The organism is Methylobacterium amylolyticum (assembly GCF_030700245.1).
Taxonomy (GTDB): domain Bacteria; phylum Pseudomonadota; class Alphaproteobacteria; order Rhizobiales; family Beijerinckiaceae; genus Methylobacterium.
Genome location: NZ_JAUYZI010000032.1, coordinates 1 through 19,237, shown reverse-complemented (window position 1 = coordinate 19,237; position 19,237 = coordinate 1). Strand labels below are relative to the sequence as shown.

Annotated in this window: 18 protein-coding genes; 13 read left to right on the top strand and 5 right to left on the bottom strand. The window is 70.7% G+C overall.

The genetic code is table 11. The features are described 5' to 3' along the window. From Q8W71_RS21080 to dusA, 11 genes are all read left to right on the top strand, one after another. Window positions 1-2,160: a type VI secretion system Vgr family protein gene (locus tag Q8W71_RS21080; protein ID WP_305527369.1), complete on the top strand. Its 2,160-nt coding sequence runs from the start codon at window positions 1-3 to the stop codon at window positions 2,158-2,160. Next, on the top strand, window positions 2,144-2,773 hold the full coding sequence (locus Q8W71_RS21075) for a DUF6931 family protein (protein WP_305527368.1): 630 nt from the start codon (window positions 2,144-2,146) through the stop codon (window positions 2,771-2,773). Before Q8W71_RS21080 ends, Q8W71_RS21075 begins: the two co-directional genes overlap by 17 nt. Further along, complete coding sequence (gene tssA, locus Q8W71_RS21070; RefSeq protein WP_305527367.1) at window positions 2,770-3,897, top strand: type VI secretion system protein TssA; 1,128 nt, start codon at window positions 2,770-2,772, stop codon at window positions 3,895-3,897. Before Q8W71_RS21075 ends, tssA begins: the two co-directional genes overlap by 4 nt. 73 nt (window positions 3,898-3,970) lie before the next feature. Then, entirely contained in the window at window positions 3,971-4,486 is a 516-nt protein-coding gene (gene tssB / locus Q8W71_RS21065; RefSeq protein ID WP_305527366.1) for a type VI secretion system contractile sheath small subunit, read from the top strand. Next, window positions 4,486-5,985 carry a type VI secretion system contractile sheath large subunit gene (gene tssC / locus Q8W71_RS21060; RefSeq protein ID WP_305527365.1) on the top strand — a complete coding sequence of 500 codons (1,500 nt, stop codon included), beginning with the start codon at window positions 4,486-4,488 and terminating at the stop codon, window positions 5,983-5,985. Before tssB ends, tssC (Q8W71_RS21060) begins: the two co-directional genes overlap by 1 nt. 137 nt (window positions 5,986-6,122) lie before the next feature. Beyond that, window positions 6,123-7,586 carry a type VI secretion system contractile sheath large subunit gene (tssC, locus tag Q8W71_RS21055; RefSeq protein WP_305527364.1) on the top strand — a complete coding sequence of 488 codons (1,464 nt, stop codon included), beginning with the start codon at window positions 6,123-6,125 and terminating at the stop codon, window positions 7,584-7,586. Window positions 7,587-7,606: 20 nt separating this feature from the next. Then, window positions 7,607-8,116 carry a type VI secretion system baseplate subunit TssE gene (gene tssE, locus Q8W71_RS21050; RefSeq protein ID WP_305527363.1) on the top strand — a complete coding sequence of 170 codons (510 nt, stop codon included), beginning with the start codon at window positions 7,607-7,609 and terminating at the stop codon, window positions 8,114-8,116. Then, window positions 8,116-9,945, top strand: coding sequence for a type VI secretion system baseplate subunit TssF (tssF, locus tag Q8W71_RS21045; RefSeq protein ID WP_305527362.1), 1,830 nt, complete (start codon window positions 8,116-8,118; stop codon window positions 9,943-9,945). The genes tssE and tssF overlap by 1 nt, the downstream gene beginning before the upstream one ends. Further along, window positions 9,909-10,997: a type VI secretion system baseplate subunit TssG gene (gene tssG, locus Q8W71_RS21040; RefSeq protein ID WP_305527361.1), complete on the top strand. Its 1,089-nt coding sequence runs from the start codon at window positions 9,909-9,911 to the stop codon at window positions 10,995-10,997. The genes tssF and tssG overlap by 37 nt, the downstream gene beginning before the upstream one ends. A 58-nt stretch (window positions 10,998-11,055) precedes the next feature. After that, complete coding sequence (locus Q8W71_RS21035; RefSeq protein ID WP_305527360.1) at window positions 11,056-12,621, top strand: class I SAM-dependent methyltransferase; 1,566 nt, start codon at window positions 11,056-11,058, stop codon at window positions 12,619-12,621. A gap of 183 nt (window positions 12,622-12,804) precedes the next feature. Continuing rightward, complete coding sequence (dusA, locus tag Q8W71_RS21030; protein ID WP_305527427.1) at window positions 12,805-13,785, top strand: tRNA dihydrouridine(20/20a) synthase DusA; 981 nt, start codon at window positions 12,805-12,807, stop codon at window positions 13,783-13,785. A gap of 158 nt (window positions 13,786-13,943) precedes the next feature. On the opposite strand, the gene Q8W71_RS21025 is transcribed toward dusA, so the two are convergent. The 5 genes from Q8W71_RS21025 to cobS form a co-directional block, all read right to left on the bottom strand. Beyond that, window positions 13,944-14,636 (bottom strand): retropepsin-like aspartic protease family protein, encoded by a 693-nt coding sequence (locus tag Q8W71_RS21025; RefSeq protein ID WP_305527359.1) that lies wholly within the window; start codon window positions 14,634-14,636, stop codon window positions 13,944-13,946. Next, window positions 14,633-14,854: a DUF1289 domain-containing protein gene (locus Q8W71_RS21020; RefSeq protein ID WP_305527426.1), complete on the bottom strand. Its 222-nt coding sequence runs from the start codon at window positions 14,852-14,854 to the stop codon at window positions 14,633-14,635. The genes Q8W71_RS21025 and Q8W71_RS21020 overlap by 4 nt, the downstream gene beginning before the upstream one ends. Window positions 14,855-15,089: 235 nt before the next feature. Further along, on the bottom strand, window positions 15,090-16,088 hold the full coding sequence (locus tag Q8W71_RS21015) for a hypothetical protein (RefSeq protein ID WP_305527358.1): 999 nt from the start codon (window positions 16,086-16,088) through the stop codon (window positions 15,090-15,092). 80 nt (window positions 16,089-16,168) lie between these two features. Beyond that, window positions 16,169-16,423: a DUF433 domain-containing protein gene (locus tag Q8W71_RS21010; protein WP_305527357.1), complete on the bottom strand. Its 255-nt coding sequence runs from the start codon at window positions 16,421-16,423 to the stop codon at window positions 16,169-16,171. Window positions 16,424-16,488: 65 nt separating this feature from the next. Beyond that, window positions 16,489-17,313, bottom strand: coding sequence for an adenosylcobinamide-GDP ribazoletransferase (cobS, locus tag Q8W71_RS21005; RefSeq protein ID WP_305527356.1), 825 nt, complete (start codon window positions 17,311-17,313; stop codon window positions 16,489-16,491). Window positions 17,314-17,474: 161 nt separating this feature from the next. On the opposite strand from cobS, the gene cobT reads away from it, so the two are divergent. Continuing rightward, window positions 17,475-18,491, top strand: a complete 1,017-nt coding sequence (cobT, locus tag Q8W71_RS21000) for a nicotinate-nucleotide--dimethylbenzimidazole phosphoribosyltransferase (RefSeq protein WP_305527355.1) — start codon at window positions 17,475-17,477, stop codon at window positions 18,489-18,491. A 211-nt stretch (window positions 18,492-18,702) separates the two neighbouring features. Beyond that, window positions 18,703-19,059 carry a 6-carboxytetrahydropterin synthase QueD gene (queD, locus tag Q8W71_RS20995; protein WP_305527354.1) on the top strand — a complete coding sequence of 119 codons (357 nt, stop codon included), beginning with the start codon at window positions 18,703-18,705 and terminating at the stop codon, window positions 19,057-19,059. The last annotated feature ends 178 nt before the right edge of the window (window positions 19,060-19,237 follow it).

Below are 19,237 nucleotides of genomic sequence, written 5' to 3'. Positions count from 1 at the left end.
ATGCAGGACGATGATCCCGAGCGGCGGGCGACGGCCGGCACGGCCGGGCGCTGGTTCGACTTCGAGACGCCGCTCGGCAAGGACGCCCTCGTCGCCACCGCCATGGTCGGCGAGGAGGGCGTCTCCCGCCTGTTCCGCTTCGAGGTCACGGCCGTGTCCGCGCGGCAGAGCATCGCCCCCGAGGATCTCCTGGGCAAATCCGTCACGCTGTCGCTCGACTGCGACGCGGGCGGGACGAACGTGGTCTCGGACCGTCGGGACGAGCCCGACGACGGGCGCGACCGCGACCGGGAGCGGGAGACCTCCGGCGGCGGCGGCGGCGGGGGCGAGCCCCGGCGCTACGTCCACGGCCTCGTCACCCGCTTCTGGTCGGGCCGGATCCTCCAGCAGGGCCTGCGCGAGTACCGTGTCGAGATCGCCCCGAAGCTGTGGGTTCTCCAGCGCACCGCGCGCTACAAGGTCTATCAGGCGCAGAGCGCCAAGGACATCGTCCTCCAACTCCTCAAGGACGCCAACGTCGAGTATCAGTCCAAGCTGACGCTCACCTACACGGCGCGCGAGTACTGCGTTCAGTACGGGGAGACCGATTTCGACTTCATGTCCCGGCTCATGCACGAGGAAGGGATCTTCTACACCTTCGAGCATGCGAAGGACAAACACACCCTGATGCTGTACGACAGCAAGACCTGGTCGTCGGCGCAGCCGAAATCCATCGCCTACCATCCCGGGAACCAGCAATTCTCGGACACGGTGAACACGTTCGAGTACGGTCCGGAGCTGACCGACTACAAGTGGCTCGCCACCGATTACGAGTTCAAGACGGCGGACACGGTCGTCGAGAGCACGCAGACCTCGAGCAAGCCGCCCTCGTCGGTCAAGTCGGCGTGGCAGCAGCACGTCCACGGGATGGGCCTCGTCAAGTCGAACGGCGACGACAGCAAGATCGAGACGGCGAGCGTCGAGCGGACCGCCAAGATCGGCGCGGACCACGCGGACGGGGCTTACGAGACCGGCCGCGGCAACGCCTCGGATCCGCGCTTCGTGCCGGGCCTGACCTTCAAGGTCCAGGGGCACGCCGACACGGCGCTGGCCGACCGCAGCTTCGTGCTGACCGAGGTCCGGCACGACGCGATCGAGCCGCCGATCCACACGCAGCCCGGCGAGACCGTCCGGCGCGATCCCTACCGCAGCACCTTCGTCTGCGTGCCGGCCGAGGTGCCGATCCCGCTGCCGCCGCCGCCGCAGAAGCCGATCGCCCGGGGCCCGGTGACCGGCCTCGTCGTCGGCCCGAGCGGCTCCGAGATCCACACCGACAAGCACGGCCGCGTCCGGGTGCAGTTCTACTGGGACCGGATCGGGACCAAGGACGAGAAGAGTTCCTGCTTCATCCGCGTCGCCCAGGCCTGGGCCGGCAAGAGCTGGGGCGCCGTGTTCATCCCGCGGGTGGGGATGGAGGTGGTGGTGCAGTTCCTCGACGGCGACCCGGACCGGCCGCTCGTCACCGGGACGGTCTACAACGGCACCAACACGCCGCCCTGGACCCTGCCCGACAAGATGACGAAGAGCGGCATCCTCACCCGCTCGACCAAGAGCGGCGCGGTCGCCGACGCCAACGAGATCTCCTTCGAGGACGACAAGGGCAAGGAGATCCTGCTGATCCACGCCCAGCGCGACCTGACCCGCGAGGTCGAGAACGACGAGAAGATCACCGTCGACCACGACCAGATCACCGAGGTGAAGAACGACCGCACCACCACGGTGAAGGAGGGCAACGACACCCTGACCGTCAAGCAGGGCAACCAGACCCACGAGGTGACGCAGGGCAACCGCACCCACACGATCAAGACCGGCAACGACAGCCTGGAGGTCAGCACCGGCAACCGCACCGTGACGATCAAGACCGGCAACCACGACGTCAAGGTCAACACCGGCAACGCCAGCCTGACCTGCAGCATCGGCAAGATCGAGATGACGGCGGCGCAGTCGATCAAGCTGACCTGCGGCGGCAGTTCGGTCGAGCTGACGCCGGCCGGCATCACGCTCAAGGCGCCGACGATCTCGATCAAGGCCGACGCGATGCTGGAGGAGAAGGCGCCGATGGTGACGATCAAGGGCGACGGGATGACCACGATCGAGGGCGGCCTTGTCAAGATCAACTGATCCCGTCCCCGCCGGCCCGCTGGCCAAGGTCGCGGCGGAGCGGGCCGCCGCGATCTGCGCGCGGGTCGAACTGTCGGCGGAGGGGATGGCCGGCCTGCTGCCCGGCCTGTCGCCGCAGGGGTTTCTCTCGGTGCTGATCGGCGGCCGGCACTTCGCCGACGCGATCCGCTTCCTCGCCCACGCCCTGCCGGCCCGGGAGGGGGTGTGGTGGGCCTGCGTCGTGGCCGGCCGCGCCCCGCTCTCGGAGGGCGAGGGGGTGTGCCTCGACCGGGCGGAGGCCTGGGTCTACGAGCCGACCGACGCCCGGCGCCGGGTCTGCCTGCCGGCGGCCGAGGCGCTGGCCTTCAAGGGCGCGGCGGCCTACGCGGCGCTCGCCGCCTTCTGGTCGGGCGGCAGCCTCGCCCCCGAGGGCATGGCCGAGGTGCCCCCGCACCCGGACCTCGCCGCGATCGGCGTCGGGGCGAGCCTGCTGCTCGCCGCCGCCGCGGGCGATCCCCTGCGGGCGGACGACACCTTCCGGGAGATCCTCGTGCGCGGCATCGACATCGCCGGCGGCGGCAACGGCCGCCTCGCCGGGGACCGTTCCCGGACCGCCGCGGGAGGCGCCGCGTGAGCCTGCCCCCGGTCATCGACATCGAGGCGATCCTCGCCCCCATCGCGGAGGACCGGCCCGCCGGGACCGACCCGCGCGAGAACGCCTCGAACGTCTCGCCCTATTACCGCCTGAAGGACGCCCGGGCCGCCGCGCGCGCCGAGGAGCGGGCCGCGATCGACGCGGACGCGCCGGTGCCCGAGGCGTGGAGCACTGTGATCGACCTCGCGGTCGCCCTGCTCGCGTCCCAGGCCAAGGACCTGGAGGCGGCGACCTGGCTCACCGAGGCGCTGATCCGCGTGGAGGGCTTCGCCGGCCTGCGCGACGGGATCACCGTGCTCGCCCGCCTGTCCCAGACCTTCTGGGACGACCTCTACCCGCAGCCCGACGAGGACGGGCTGGAGATCCGGATCTCGCCGGTGGCGGGGCTGGCGGGCTCCGGCGCCACCGGCACCCTCGACCGGCCGATCCGCAACACGCCGCTCACCGACGGCGGGGCGGGGCGCTTCTCGTTCTGGCATTTCGAGCAGGCCAACGACCTCGAGAAGATCGCCGATCCCGACCGCCGCGAGGCGCGCATCGCGGCCGGGACGATCAGCCTGGAGACCTTCCGCAAGAGCGTCGCGGAGACGCCGATCGAGATCCTGCGGGACACCCTGCTGACCCTCGGGGAGTGCGAGACGGCGGTCGCCCTCCTCTCGGACACCCTGGACCAGGCCGCCGGCCTCGACGCGCCCTCGTTCACGCCGCTTCAGGAACTGCTCGCCGCCGTGGCGGGCTGCCTGCGCTACGTGGCGGCCGACCGGCTGGCCGCGAGCGCCGAGGTGGAGGCCGTCGCCGCGGCGGACGCCGCCCCGGCGGCGGACGGTTCCGCTGCGCCCGGCGCCGTCGCAGTCGGCGGTTCGGCCGTGCGCAGGCCGGGCGAATTCGAGAACCGCGAAGAGGCGTTAACGGTTTTGAGCCAGATCGGTGCGTATTTCCGTCGGACCGAGCCGCACTCACCGATTTCCTACACAATCGAGCACGCCGTCAGGCGCGGTCGAATGTCCCTGCCGGAGTTGCTGAAAGAGCTTGCACGCGACCCTGATCACGTGCAACACATCCTTTCAGTTGCCGGTATCAAGTCTAGCCAGGATGATGAGTGAGCGCCGAGGCAGGGTTTGTCTCGCGTGATCTAGCATCGTTTCGCGTTCTTGTGTCGACAGCGGAGGTTTGACCATGGCAGAGAGCGTACAGCACAAGCTCAACAGGGTGCGCAAACCGCGCGTCCACATCACCTACGACGTCGAGACCGAGGGCGCCGAGGTCCAGCGCGAGCTGCCCTTCGTCGTCGGCGTGATGGGCGATTTCTCGGGCAAGTCCTACGAGCCGCTGAAGCCGCTCAAGGACCGCAAGTTCACGCAGATCGACCGCGACAACTTCGACGACGTTCTGGCGCGCATGACCCCCGGCGCGCAGTTCAAGGTCGACAACACCCTGACGGGCGACGGGTCGCAGCTCGCCGTCGACCTGAAGTTCAAGTCGATGGACGATTTCGAGCCGGGCGCGATCGTCGATCAGGTCGAGCCGCTGCGCAAGCTGCTCGCGGCGCGCAACAAGCTGCGCGACCTGATGTCGAAGGTCGATCGCTCGGAAGACCTCGAGCGCCTGCTCGAGGACGTCCTCCAGAACACCGCCAAGCTCCAGACGCTCTCCACCGAGCTCGACGGGGCGTCCGACAAGGGAGCCGAGTGATGAGCGCGGGCACGCAGACCGAGGCCGCCCCCGAGGCGGGCGCCGCCGTCGCCGAGGGCTCCCTGAGCCTCCTCGACCAGGCGATCGGCGCGACCAAGACCTCCGATCCCAACGAGGTCCGCGACCTCCTGCACAACCTCACGCAGGAGGCGATGGCCGGCACGGTCACGTTCGACAAGAACCTGACCCTGACGATCAGCAAGGCGATCCAGGCGATCGACGAGAAGCTGTCGCAGCAGCTCTCGGCGATCATGCACCACGGCGACTTCCAGAAGCTGGAGGGGAGCTGGCGCGGCCTGAACTACCTCGTGAAGAACTCCGAGACGAGCTCGACCCTGAAGATCCGGGTCATGAACGTCTCGAAGAAGGACCTTCACAAGGACCTGACCAAGGCGGTCGAGTTCGACCAGAGCCAGGTCTTCAAGAAGATCTACGAGGCCGAGTTCGGCGTGGCCGGCGGCGAGCCGATCGGCGCGCTGATCGGCGACTACGAGTTCGGCTCGGGCGCCGAGGACATGGAGGTGCTCCAGGGCATGTCCAACGTCGCGGCGGCCTCCTTCGCGCCGTTCGTCGCCGCCGCCAACTCCCGGATGTTCGGTCTCGAGAGCTTCAACGAGCTGTCGAAGCCGCGCGATCTCGAGAAGATCTTCGCCAGCCCCGAATACATCAAGTGGCGCAGCTTCCGCGACAGCGAGGACAGCCGCTTCGTGTCGCTGGTGATGCCGCGCGTGCTCGCCCGGACCCCCTACGGCTCCACCGGCCGGACCATCGAGGAGTTCAACTTCGAGGAAGCGCCGATCAACGCCGACGGCGTCGTCTCGGGCATGACCTCGGACAAGTTCACCTGGATGAACGCGTCCTACGCGCTCGGCCAGCGGCTCACCAACGCCTTCGCCCAGTACGGCTGGTGCACGGCGATCCGCGGCGCGGAGGGCGGCGGCAAGGTCGAGAACCTGCCGAGCTTCACCTTCACCAGCGACGACGGCGACATGGATCAGCAGTGCCCGACGGAGATCGGCATCACCGATCGCCGCGAGGCGGAGCTGTCCAAGCTCGGCTTCCTGCCGCTCTGCCACTACAAGAACACCGACTACGCGGTGTTCTTCGGCGCGCAGACGACGCAGAAGCCCAAGAAGTACGACAACCCCGACGCCACCAGCAACGCGGCGATCTCGGCGCGGCTGCCCTACATGATGGCCTCCTCGCGCTTCGCGCACTACCTGAAGGTGATGGGGCGCGACAAGGTCGGCTCCTTCATGGAGGTGTCGGACTGCGCGGCCTGGCTGAACCGCTGGATCCGAAACTACGTCAACGGCAACGCCGCCGCCGGCCCGGAGACCAAGGCCCGGTTCCCGCTCGCGGAGGCGCAGGTGACCGTCAAGGAGGTGCCCGGCGCGCCCGGCTCCTACAACGCCGTCGCCCACCTGCGGCCCTGGCTCCAGATGGAGGAGCTGACGACCTCGCTGCGGATGGTCGCCCGCATCCCGAAGGTGGGGTGAGGCCGCACCCATGTGCCGGATCCTGATTCGGCCCGGCCGTGCTCGACTCTGACGCGCGGCCTGAAGACCGGGACGGCGAAGGCCGCCCCGGTCCCGGCGTTCGGGGGGAGGGCGAGGCCCCCGCCCGGTCGACGATCGTGCGGGCGGTCCTGGACGAACCCGCCGACGGCGCGCACGCCCGCTTCACCGCCGCGGCCGACCCGGGGGCCGCGCTGCTGGCGTGGTTCGGGCCGGACGCGCTGGCCAATGTCGTCCAGGGCGGCCCGCTGAGCCTGCGCCACCGCCTCGACCGCGACATCGCCGAACTTGACGCGCTGATCGCCCGGCAGCTCGACGCGATCCTGCGCCACCCCGACCTGCAAGCGCTCGAAGCCGCGTGGCGGGGCGTGGCCTACCTGCTGGAGGCCGCCGACGACGACCCGCAGGTCAAGGTCCGGATCCTCTCGGCCACGTGGTCCGAGATCGCCCGCGACTTCGACAAGGCGCTGGAATTCGACCAGAGCGCGCTGTTCGCGAAGGTGTACAGCGAGGAATTCGGCATGCCCGGCGGGCTGCCCTACGGGCTTCTGCTGTGCGACCACGCCGTGCGCCACAAGCGGGACGCGACCTACCGGATCGACGACGTCGGCGTCCTGGCCGGGCTGTCGCAGGTCGCCGCCGCCGCCTTCGTGCCCTGCCTCGTCGGGGCCGCCCCGCAACTGCTCGGCGTCGAGAACGTCGCCGACCTCGCGATCGCCCAGGACATCACCTCGGTGTTCCGCTCGGCCGAGTACCAGCGCTGGCAGGCGCTTCAGCGCCGGGACGACGCGCGCTTCCTCGGCGTGGTGATGCCGCGCGTCCTCCTGCGCGGCGCCTGGGGCGACGACGGGGCCCGGTTCGACGGCTTCCGCTACCGGGAGGGCGCCCACGGCCTGGACACCGGCACGTGGCTCTGGGGCAACGGCGTCTACGCGGTGGGCGCGGTCACCATCCGCGCCTTCCGCGACTGGGGCTGGTTCGCCGACATCCGCGGCACCCGGATCGACCTCGAGGAGGCCGGGCTCGTCACCGGCCTGCCGAACCCGCCCTTCTCCACCGGCGAGGCCGGCGCCTACCGCCGCCCCGTCGAGATCGAGTTCACCGACCGCAAGCAGCGGGCGCTGGAGGATGCCGGCCTGATCGCGCTCAGCCCGTGCCGGCAGACCGCGTACCTCGCGGTGCTCGGCGCGCCCTCGCTGCGCGTGCCCGAGGGGGCGCTCAACGCGGTGGTCGACGCCAACGAGCGGCTCTCGGCGATGCTGCACTACATCCTCTGCGCGAGCCGGTTCGCGCATTACATCAAGGTGATGGTCCGCGACCGGGTCGGCACCGTGACGACCAGCGAGGAGCTGCAGCGGGAGTTGCAGGACTGGCTCGGGCGCTACGTCACCGGCAACCCCGACGCGAGCTTCGCGACCAAGGCGCGCTACCCGCTCAGGCAGGGCCGCGTCACGGTGAGCGAGATCCCGGGTCGGCCGGGCAGCTTCACCAGCCTCATCCACATCACCCCGCATTTCCAGGTCGACCAGATCGTCGCCGCCTTCCGGTTCCAGACGGAGATCCGGGCGGCGCGGTCGACCTGAGGGACGCGCCGGAGAGCCCCATGCCCCGCAGCCCCGCGCGCCCCGAGAAGGCGCCGCAGATCTCCGTCCTCGACCGGCTCCTGCTCGGCGGCGAGGCCGAGCCGGAGGGCCGCAACGCCCTGGCGCGGCGGCTGCGCGAGGCCGTGCGCCGCGACCTCGAAGCCCTGTTCAACACCCGGCCCCTGTGCCGCTCCTGGCCCCGGGACCTGCGCGAGCTGGACCGCTCGATCCTGTCCTACGGGCTGCCCGACCTCCAGAGCCGCACGGTGATCACCGACGAGCAGCGCGAGGGGCTGCGCCGGGAGGTCGAGGCGGTGATCCGCCGCTTCGAGCCGCGGCTGCACGAGCCGGTGGTGGAGTACGCCGCCTCGGCCAACCCCCTCGACCGCTCCCTGCGCTTCCGCATCCACGGCCGCCTCGTGCTGGAGGCGGGGGGCGACGCCGTCGTGTACGACACCCGGATCGACCCGGCCTCCCGCGAGATCCGGATCCTGCCGGCCGAGCGCGACCGCGACACGGGTGAGGCGTGATGAACGACGCGTTTCTCGGCCACTACAACGACGAGCTGGCGAGCATCCGCGCCGCCGCGGCGGCCTTCGCCGCCGACCACCCGCGCATCGCCGGCCGGCTGCGCGTCTCCGAGGACGCGGTCGAGGACCCCTTCGTCGAGCGCCTGATCGAGAGCTTCGCCTTCCTCACCGCCCGGGTCCGGCAGAAGCTCGACGACGACTTCCCCGAGCTGACCGACGCGCTGCTCGGCATCCTCTATCCCCACTACCAGAACCCGATCCCGTCGATGGCGATCGTGCAGATGGAGGCGCGGCCCGAGCTCGCCGAGCCGAGCCGCGTCCCGGCGGGCACCTTGCTCGACACCGAGCCGGTCGACGGCGAGCGCTGCCGCTACCGCACCGCCTACCCGGTGGCGATCCACCCGCTGCGGGTGCGCGAGGCGATGCTCGCCCGGCGGCCGTTCCAGGCGCCCCCCGGCGTGCCCGCGCCCGCCGCCACCGCCTGCCTGCGGCTGACCCTCGAGACCACCGCGCCCGAGCTGGAGATGGCCGCGGCGGCGCCCGGCACCCTGCGCCTGTTCCTGCGCGGACAGCCGAGCCTCAGCTACGGGCTCTACGAGACGCTCCTGAACGACGCGGTGGCGGTGGCCTTCGCCGCCGACGCCGCCGACCCGCGCGCCGTGGTCGCCGGCCCCGACTGCATCGCCGCGGTCGGCTTCGAGCCGGAGGAGGGGCTGCTGCCCTACCCGGACACGGCGCACATCGCCTACCGGCTGCTGACCGAGTACTTCACGCTGCCGGAGAAATTCCTGTTCCTCGACCTGCGCCTGCCGGAGCCCGGGCGGCTGCCGCCGGGGCGGCGGCTCGACGTGTTCGTCTACCTGCGCCAGTCCCCCGCCGACCTGGAGCGCACCGTCTCCGCCGAGGCGTTCGCGCTCAACTGCACGCCGATCGTCAACCTGTTCCCGCAGATCGCCGAGCCGATCGCCCTGAACCAGACCACGGCCGACTACCGGGTCGTCCCCGACAGCCGGCGTGTGCGGGCGCTCGAAGTCTACGGGGTGGAGCGGGCCACGATCATGGGCGACGACGGCGAGCGCCGCCCGGCCCTGCCGTTCTACGCCATCCGCCACGCCGACCTCGACACGCTCGGGGCGCGGGGCGCCCAGGCCCCGACCTGGTGGCTCGCCCGCCGGGAGCCCGCGGGCTCGGCCAACGCGGGCAGCGAGACCCACCTCGCGCTGGTCGACCTGACGCGGGCGCCGAGCGCACCCACCGACGAGGTGCTGTCCCTCGACCTGACCTGCCTCAACCGCGACCTGCCCCAGCGCCTGCCCTTCGGCGGCGGCCACCCCTATCTCAGCCCCACCGAGCCCCTGCCGAGCGTGGCCCAGGTCCGGGCCCTGACCGCGCCGACGCCGACCCTGCGCCCCGCCTTCCGGGGCGGGCGCTGGCAGCTCGTCTCGCACCTCGCCCTGAACCACCTGTCGCTCGCCGGACCCGAGGGTCTCGCCGCCCTGCGCGAGATCCTGCTGCTCTACGACCTGCGGGAATCGGCCGAGACGCGGGCCCTCGTCGACGGCGTCGTCGGCCTGAGCGCCCGCCCCGGCACGGCCCGGGTCCGGGGGCGGGGCGGCACCGCCGTGTGCCGCGGCATCGACATCGAGATCGTCCTCGACCCCACCAAGTTCTCCGGCAACGGCGCCTTCCTGATGGCGAGCGTGCTGGAGCGCTTCCTCGGCCTCTACGTCTCCGTGAACTCCTTCACGCGGCTGACCGCCACCCTGATCGGCCGCACCGGAATCCTGCGCACATGGCCCCCACGGTCCGGCGACCGCGTCCTGCTCTGATCGACCACCTGTTCGCGCAGCCGCGCGCCTACACCCTGTTCCAGGCGATCCGCCTCGTGGAGCGGGCCGGGGCGGCGGCGGCGCGGGCCTCCGGCCGCGAGCCGCCGGACCCGGTCGGGCGCGGCATCGACCCGCGCCGCGCCGCGGTGGCGATCCGCGCCGGGGTGCCGCTCGCCTTCGCCGCGGCCGAGGTCACGGCCCTCAACCGGCGGGAGGACGGGCCGCCGGAGCTGACCCAGACGGTGATCGGGCTGACCGGCCCCCAGGGCGTGCTGCCGCACGTCTTCAGCGAGATCGTCCAGGCGAGCATCCGCGAGCGCGAGTTCGGCCTGCGCGCCTTCCTCGACCTGTTCAACAACCGGGCCGCCGGCCTCCTCTACGAGGCCTGGGCCAAGCACCGCCTCGTGATCGAGCGCGAGCGGCGGGACCTGCCCGGCACCCGCGCGCCGATCGACGGGGTGGTCGCCGCGGTGATCGGCCTCGGCCAGCCGGCGCTCAAGGACCGGATGTCGGTGCCCGACGCGACGCCCGCCCATTTCAGCGGGCTGTTCGGGCAGCGCGTCCGCTCGGCCCGGGCGGCGGACCAGATCCTCAGCGGCGCGCTGGGCTACCCGATCCGCGTCGAGCAGTTCCACGGCACGTGGCTGGCGATGGCGCCGGAGGACTGCACCCGGCTCCCCGACGCCGCGCGGCCCGAGGGCGCCTTCTGCCGGCTCGGCGGCGAGGCGATCGCCGGCGCCCGGGTCTGGGACGTGCAGGGCAGCGTCTGCCTCGTGGTCGGGCCGCTGGACTACCGGGCGTTCCTCGCCTTCCTGCCGGGCGGCCCGCTCGCGGCCTACCTCGCCGACCTCGCGGCCCTGGCGCTCGGCCCCGAGATCGCGGTCTACACCCACCTCATCCTCCGGGCGGAGGAGGTGCCCCCCGGCCGGCTCGGCGCCGACCCGCGCGCGACCCCGGACGGGCGGCTCGGCCTCAACACCTGGCTCGGCTGGGACGGCGTCCGCACCCGGCCCGGGGAGGTCGAGCTGCGCCCGGCCTCGCCGCTGCGATGACACCCCGGGACATCCCCGGCGCCCGCCGGCCCCCGCCTCAGACCCTGGAGAGCGCCCCGTGACAGAGTGGAACGACGGTTACGTCTCGGACATCGCTTATAGCGGCGCCGTCTACCGGGAGCAGATGCCCGCCCATCTCGACGTCGCCTGCCTCGCCGCCGGCGCCGCACCGCCCGTCGAGCCGGGGGCCGCCTTCAGCTACTGCGAGCTGGGCTGCGGGCTCGGCGACACGGCGATGAGCGTGGCGGCCGCCTACCCGGACGCGCGGGTCTGGGGCTTCGACTTCAACCCGGCCCACATCGCCGACGGGGCGCACCGGGCGGCGCGGGCCGGCCTCGACAACCTCGTCCTGGCCGAGCACGCCTTCGAGGAGCTGGCCTCGGGCGCCGTCGCGCTGCCGCCCTTCGACTACGTGACGATGCACGGGGTCTGGTCCTGGGTCAGCGCGGCGAACAAGGCCCACATCGTCGCCTTCCTGCGCCGCTACCTGCGGCCGGGCGGCCTGTTCTGCATCACCTACAACGCCATGCCGGGCTGGGCGCCGATGGTCCCCCTCCAGCACCTGCTCCTCAACGCCGGCCGCGCAGTCGGGGGCACGAGCGACCGCCGGATCGGCGAGGCGGTCGGGCTCGCCCGGCGCGTGCTCGACATGGGCAGCCCGTCCATCCCGGCCGCGACGCTGGAGGGCGTCGAACGCGCGCTCAAGGCCGGCCAAGTCCCCTACCTCTCGCACGAGTATCTCAACGAGCACTGGCAGCCGGCCTTCTTCGCCGACGTGGCCGCCGCCCTGGCGCCCGCCAAGCTGAGCTACGTGGCCTCGGCCAACATCCTGGAGAACTTCCCGGCGCTCTGCATGACGCCCGAGCAGCGCGCCTTCGTGGACCGCCTCTCGCCCGAGCTGCGGCAGACCGTGGCGGATTATTTCTGCCCGCGCAGCTTCCGGCGCGACATCTTCGTGCGCGGCCCGCGCCGCCCGCCGGCCCGGGCCTACGACGCGCGCCTCGCCGCCCAGGGGCTCGCCCTCGGCCTGCCGGCGGGCGCCGTCCGCCTCACCCTCGACGTCCCGGTCGGTCAGGCGACGCTCAGCGCGCCGTTCTACGGGCCGGTCCTCGAGCGGCTGAAGCGGGGCAACGCCACCGTGGGCCAGCTCGTCGCCGCGGCCGATCCCGAGACCGTGCCCGCCCTGAACGAGATCGCGGCGATGCTGGTCGGCGGCCGGCAGGTGCTCCCGGCGATCCGCGAGGCCGGGCCGGCGGAGCTGGAGCGGGTGCGCCGCTACAACCGCGCGCAGGCCGAGATCACCTGCGAGGCGGGTCAGCCGGGGGGCTGGCTCGTCGGCGCCAATATCGGCACCGTGATCCGGGTCGGTGTGCTCGAACTGCTCGCCTACGAGGCGATCCTCGACGCGGAGGCGGCGACCGGGGCTCCCGCGACGGAGGCGGACGCCCCGGCGGTGCGCGACCGCATCCGGACGCTGCTCGACGTCCGGCGCATCGCGCTGCGCCAGAGGCCGGGCGGGGAGCCGGAGAAGGCCGCCGAGGCCGAGCCCCTCGACCTCGACGCCGAGCTCCCCGAGATCCTGACGGAGTTCCTCCCGGTGTGGCGGCGCCTGGGCGTGCTGTGACCGGTTCCGGGACCGCGTGCGGGCGCGGCCCTGGACTTCCGGGGGGCGGATCCCCATGGTCCGGCCTCTTTACAGTCGCGCGGCGCGCGCGGGGCCCCCTCGGGGCTCCGCGCCATCGGCGGGACGGCGCGCGGTGAGGAGCAGGTGTCCGGGGTGACGAGAACGGCGTTGTCCGCCGACGCGATGCGGTTCTCCATCGCGCCGATGATGGACTGGACGGACCGGCATTGCCGGGCCTTCCACCGGGGCCTCACGGCCCGCGCCCGGCTCTACACCGAGATGGTGACGACCGGCGCGGTGCTGCACGGGCCCCGCGCGCGCCTGCTCGGCTTTTCCGCCGCCGAGCACCCGGTGGCGGTGCAACTCGGCGGCTCGGACCCCGGCGAACTGGCGCAGGCGGCGCGGATCGCCGCGGATTTCGGCTACGACGAGGTCAACCTCAACGTCGGCTGCCCCTCCGACCGGGTGCAGGAGGGCCGGTTCGGCGCCTGCCTGATGCGCGAGCCGGCGCTCGTCGGCGACTGCGTGGCGGCGATGCGGGCGGCGGTGTCGGTGCCGGTGACGGTCAAGTGCCGCATCGGCGTCGATGACCAGGACCCGGAGGCGGCCCTCGACGCGCTCGCCGGGGCGGTCGTCGCGGCCGGGGTCGACGGGCTGATCGTCCACGCCCGCAAGGCCTGGCTCCAGGGGCTGTCGCCCAAGGAGAACCGCGACGTGCCGCCCCTCGATTACGATCGCGTCGCCCGGCTGAAGCGGGCGCGTCCCGGCCTGCCGATCGCCGTCAACGGCGGCCTGCGCGACCTCGACGCGGTGCGCGCGCGCCTCGGCGAGGTCGACGGCGCCATGCTCGGCCGCGCCGCCTACACCGAGCCGGCGCTGCTGCTCGCCGTCGATCCCGCCCTGTTCGGGGTGCCTGCCCCGGCCCCCGACCCGTTCGCGGCGGTGGCGGCGTTCGAGCCCACCATCGCCGCCGTGCTCGCGGGGGGCGAGCGCCTGCACGCGGTGACGCGCCACATGCTCGGCCTGTTCAACGGCCGGCCCGGCGCCCGGGCCTATCGCCGCCACCTCTCGACCCACGGCATGCGGCCCGACGCCGACCTCGGCACCCTGCGCGCCGCGGTCGCCCTGGTCTCCCGGGACCTGCCCGAGACCCGCGCGGCCTGAAACGGGGTGTCGAGAGGGCTGCGCCCTCTCGCGGGGGGCGGGGGCGGAGCCCCGCGCTGGAGCCGCTCCCGATCGCGTTGCGATCGGGAGCGGCTCTCAGTCCTTGGTTTGACGCGCTCTCTTTCACCGAACCGGCATCCACTTCGGCGGAGAGCGCTCTACGGCGGGCTGAGGATCAGCCGGTCGCCGCGCACCTCGTAGCCCGACAGGCGGCTCAGGAAGCTCTGGCCCAGCAGGTTGCCGGAGAGGGCGCCGGGCTTGGCCACCATCGCGTTCACCCGCCGCTCGGTGATCGTGCCGACGCTCAGCGCGTCGAGCTGGACCGGCGCGGCGAAGGCGATGCCGTTGGCGGTGGAGACCCGGGCGGTGAAGTCGGAGGCGGCGGGGCGCAGCCCGAGCGCGGCGGCGTTCTCGGCGGTGAGCACGACGCTGCTCGCGCCGGTGTCGAAGGTGAAGGCTTGAGTCCGGCCGTTCATCTCGGCATCGACCCGGAACGTGCCGTCGGCGCGCCGGGTGACGGTCACGGTGCCGCCGGCCCCGGGCACGGCCGTGCCGGGCCGCAGGTCGCCGAGCACCCGGGAGCTGACCCCCTGGATCCGGTCGCGGTAGCTGTAGCCGAGCACCAGCGCGAGGGCGATCAGGACCCAGGCGGCGAGCATCTGCAGGTGCCGGCCCGGGGCCGACCGGAACTGGCGCCAGAACCCCGCCACCACGAGCGCCAGGATGCCCCCCGTCCAGGCGAGGTTCGCCAGCGTGTCGGGCTCGACCACGCCGCCGACGCTGTCGCTGCCGTCCGTGAGGACGAGCACCGCGACGACGAGGCCGATGGCCGCGAGCCCGAGATAGATCATGACGCCGGCCGGTCCTCCGCCGGGAGAAGATAGGCGGCCCGCAGCCGCGCTTCGAGCCCCGCCATGACCGCGCGCCTGGCTGCCTCGGTCATCGAGCCCCAGGCGGCGATCTCGGCCCGGGTGCGCCCGCAGCCGCGGCACAGGCCGACCGCGTCGTCGAGGACGCAGACCTTGGTGCAGGGGCTGGAGGGTTTCTGGGCGAGGGGGGCCGCGAGCATGCGCCGGTTGAGCCGGGGGATCGTGGCTTGGTCAAGGCCGGTGATGAAAAGCAGCACGAGAGACGCAGGAAAACTCGTGCGTCCTTCTGATGCCGAGGTAGACTGCCCTTTTTGCGCCCTGATGCAACAAATTTGCGAGTTGTGTCGCGATTTATGAGTCCGGCTCGAATTTTATTGACGGCATGATTGATGTCGATATCACAATCTCAATGAGAAATTTAAAACAAATCATAAATTATGTCAATATTCCGACACTCTTCGAGCAATAAACGTGCTTATGGCTCTGATAAATCACTCTTCTATTGTAACACTTAAGCATTTCTATATTATTTCGTATGAATGTTACATTGATCTGGGCGTGAGGACGACGCCTCCAAGATGCAGAGGCCTGTGCAATGAAGGCCGGCGCGGCTTTGCCTTGAACGAGAGCCTCAGGATCAGCGAAAATATAATCGATGAAGGCAGTGGCACAAAGATTGAAGGAAAAAGACAAATGTATGGTGCTTTCAATAGGTTGGCTAAAAGCTCTGTCGGATAGCAAGCAACAGTCGTTATCGTACTCCCATACAAACACACCAGCATATAAATTTTTGTCCTCAAAAAGTGATTTTATAGTTTCCTCGAAAAAATTCAGCGAATTTTGCCTCATGGGACTCAATAGCATAAAAATTATGCGAAGCCATTCTGCATATTGGACATCAGTTATTCCGAGCTGTTTACACAGATGGATCTGATGAGGTCTTTTACCATTTAGTATGACTTGATAATCGGCAAGCAGCGATGGATCTGTTGGGCTGTGTTTCGCCAGCAAAGAAAACGTGTTAATCACTTTCTGAACAGAGTATGGATTTCTTATAAATCCAAGTAACTTTGATGAGAATAAGGCGATGATTTCATTCTTTATATCTCCATCTTGTGAATTTAATTTGCTCAATAGATTCTTCGTATTTTCGGCTACGGAGATTTCGTACTTGTGAAACAAAGCCTCAAAATTGCGCCTTAGCTGGGTCCTGTCGAGAATATCAAAACTGAATAGGTCGAACATCGACAGATTATTAACGATAGACCGGGCGGCGCTGCCTTCAAGTGTCACTTTATAATCGTCTCGATTGACGATATTGAAGACATATATCTTTGATTTATGTGAAGCAGCCGTTGGGTTGGACGCATTCAGGCGTTGTTCTGCTTGGCTTATAAAATGTTGATTGCGCGTTTCATTATATTCACTGCCCACAAACGATGCTCCATCATCTATAGTGCTATTTATAATAATATCTAAATCAATTTGCCGAAAAATCTATTACGTGAAGTATCTCACTCCGCTCTCGGATGGGCCAGATCCCGGGCGGTGAGTTCGAGCACCCGGACGACGTCATCGCGGTTCAGGGTCTCGTAGCTGTCGAGGATCTCGGCCAGCGACAGGCCGTCGGCCAGATTCTCGAACAGGACCTCCACGGGCACCCGCGTGCCCCGGAAGACCCGGCGCCCGCCCATGACCTCGGGATGCGCGGTGACCAGCTCGTCCAGGGTCGGCCCGTTCGAGGGCCGGCTCGTCGTCCCGTGCGTCATGGCGCGCTGTCCTGCCGGTGCCCCTTATGCCGCACCGGCCGCTCGACCTCAAACGCCACCGCCCCTCACGGCGCTGTCGCCGCCACCAGCCCGAGCAGCGCGGCGATCTCGGCGGCCTGCTGGCAGGCGCCGATTACGTCCCCGGTCTGGCCGCCGATCTTTTGCGCCGCGAGCCGGGTCAGGCCGAGGGCGGCCAGGGACGACAGGAGGATCATCAGGACGACCCCGGACCAGGGCAGGCCGAGCGGCAGGGCGAGGAGCGCCAGGACGAGGCCGGTGCCGCCCGCCGCCGCGAGCGTCCCGGCTCCTGGGCGCCCGACCCCCGCCGAGAGCCCGTCGGCCCGGGCCGGCGGCAGCAGGGCCATCGGCGCCAGTGCCGCCACCCGCGACAGGGCGGCGGCGAGCAGGAGGGCCGCCGCGGCGGCGGGGCCGGTGCGGTCGAGGAGGGTGGCCAGCGCGCCGATGCGCAGCGCGGTCGCCAGGATCAGCGCCAGCCCCCCGTAGGCGCCGATGCGGCTGTCACGCATGATCTCCAGGCGCCGCTCCCGGGTCGTCCCGCCGAAGAACCCGTCGGCGACGTCGGCGAGCCCGTCCTCGTGCAGGGCCCCGGTCATCGCGGCCAGCGTCGCCACCGCGAGCGTCGCGGCGAGGAACGGCCCGAGGCCGAGCCCCCAGGCCCCGGCGAGCACCAGAGCGGCGGGGAGGGCGAGGATCAGGCCGGCCAGCGGCAGCATCCGCGGCAGGCGGGTGAAATCCGGCGCCCGGTGCGGGTCGGGCTCGCCGGGCAGTTGCGGCACGGGCAGGCGGGAGTAGAAGCGCAGGCACAGGGCGAGGTCGTGAAGGGCGTCGCGCCCGGGCCAGTCGGCCTCGCCGCCGGTCTGCCTGTCCATCGCCGTCACCCTGGGTCCGCGCCCGGGTTCGAGGGCAGGGGCGCGGCGCCATCATAGAGCGCTCCGTGCGAAATGGGACGCCGGTTCGGCGCCGACGCGCGACACGACGACCACAGCCCGGGCCGGGCTCCCCCCGGCGCGCCCGCACACAGGACCACGGCATGCCCGGCCCCTTCGACGACATCCGCAACCTCATCGCCGCCATGCCCGGCCCCGACGCGGAGGCGGCGGCCGCGGTCGCGGCCCGGGACGCGAGCCTGACCAAGCCCGCCGGGTCGCTCGGGCGGCTGGAGGAGATCGTCGCGTGGCTCGCCGCGTGGCAGGGCAAGGCGCCGCCCAGCTTCGACCGGCCGCTGGTCTGCGTCTTCGCCGGCAGCCACGGGGTGACGCGCCGCGGCGTCTCGGCCTTCCCCGACGCGGTCAACCGGCAGATGCTCGACAACTTCGCCGCCGGGGGCGCCGCGATCAACCAGATCTGCGCCGCCTACGGGCTCGGCTTCAAGGTGTTCGACCTCGCCCTCGACGTGCCGACCGGCGACATCGCGGAGGGGCCGGCGCTGGACGAGCGGGCCTGCGTCGCGACCATGGCCTTCGGCATGGAGGCGGTGGCCGCGGGCACCGACTGCCTGGGGGTGGGCGAGATGGGCATCGGCAACACCACGGTGGCCGCCGCCCTCTACGCCGCCCTGTTCGGGGGCGAGCCAGCCCACTGGGTCGGGCGCGGCACCGGCGTCGACGCGGCGGGCCTCGGGCGCAAGGTCGCGGCGGTGGAGGCGGCGCTCAGTCACCATGCCGGTCACCTGGGCGACCCGCTGGAGACGCTCGCCCGGCTCGGCGGCCGCGAGGTCGCGGCGATGGCCGGCGCCATCCTCGCCGCCCGCCTCCAGCAGGTGCCGGTGGTGCTCGACGGCTACGTCTCCACCGCGGCGGCGGCGGTGCTGCACGCGCTGGACCCATCGGCCCTCGACCATTGCGTGGCCGGCCACGTCTCGGCGGAGGGCGTCCACGCCGAGGTGCTGGAGCGGCTCGGCCTGCGGCCGCTGCTCGGCCTCGGCCTGCGGCTCGGCGAGGGCTCGGGGGCGGGGCTGGCGATGGGCCTGATCAAGGGCGCGCTCGCCTGCCACACCGGCATGGCGACCTTCGCGCAGGCGGGGGTCTCGGGCCGCAGCGCGGGGTAGCGGCGGCGGGGCGGTGTCATGATATAGCGCCCCACCGACCTCCCGAGAGTCCGGGTTCCCAAAGGGCGGGCCCTGTGGCGGGTTTTCAGGGCGGAGCCCTGAAGTGCGCGGGGCTCTGCCCCGCACCCCGCGAAAGGACTCGTCCTTTCGAAACCCGGATCTCAGGCGCTGCGCCCGCGGGCGGTCGATCCGAGACGACCAAAGCGAACCGATGAAGATCACCCAGGCCTTCACCTTCGAGGCGGCCCACCGGCTGCCCAACGTGCCCGAGACGCACCGCTGCCACCGGATGCACGGGCATTCCTACCGCGTCGAGCTGACGGTGGCGGGCGCGGTCGACTTGCATACCGGGTGGGTGATCGACTTCTACGAGATCGAGAGCCTGTTCGGGCCGCTGCTCGCGCGGCTCGACCACCACTGCCTCAACGAGATCGAGGGGCTGGAGAACCCGACCGCCGAGAACATCGCGGCCTGGATCTGGCATCGGCTGCGCCCGGACCTGCCGGGGCTCGTCCGCGTGCGGGTCGCGGAGACCCCGATGTCCTGGGCGGAGTACGATGGCGACTGACCCGAGAGCGCTCTCCGCCGAGGTGGACGCCGGCTCGGCGCAAGAGAGCGCGTCACAACAATGCGTTGGCTGGGGCGTGTGAGACGATATGGCTGTCGCGATCTCTTTAGATGAGCTCACTGGTTCTGGCGCTGTGAAGCGCTGGGATCGATTGTGAGGCTCCGTCTGAGATTGTGAT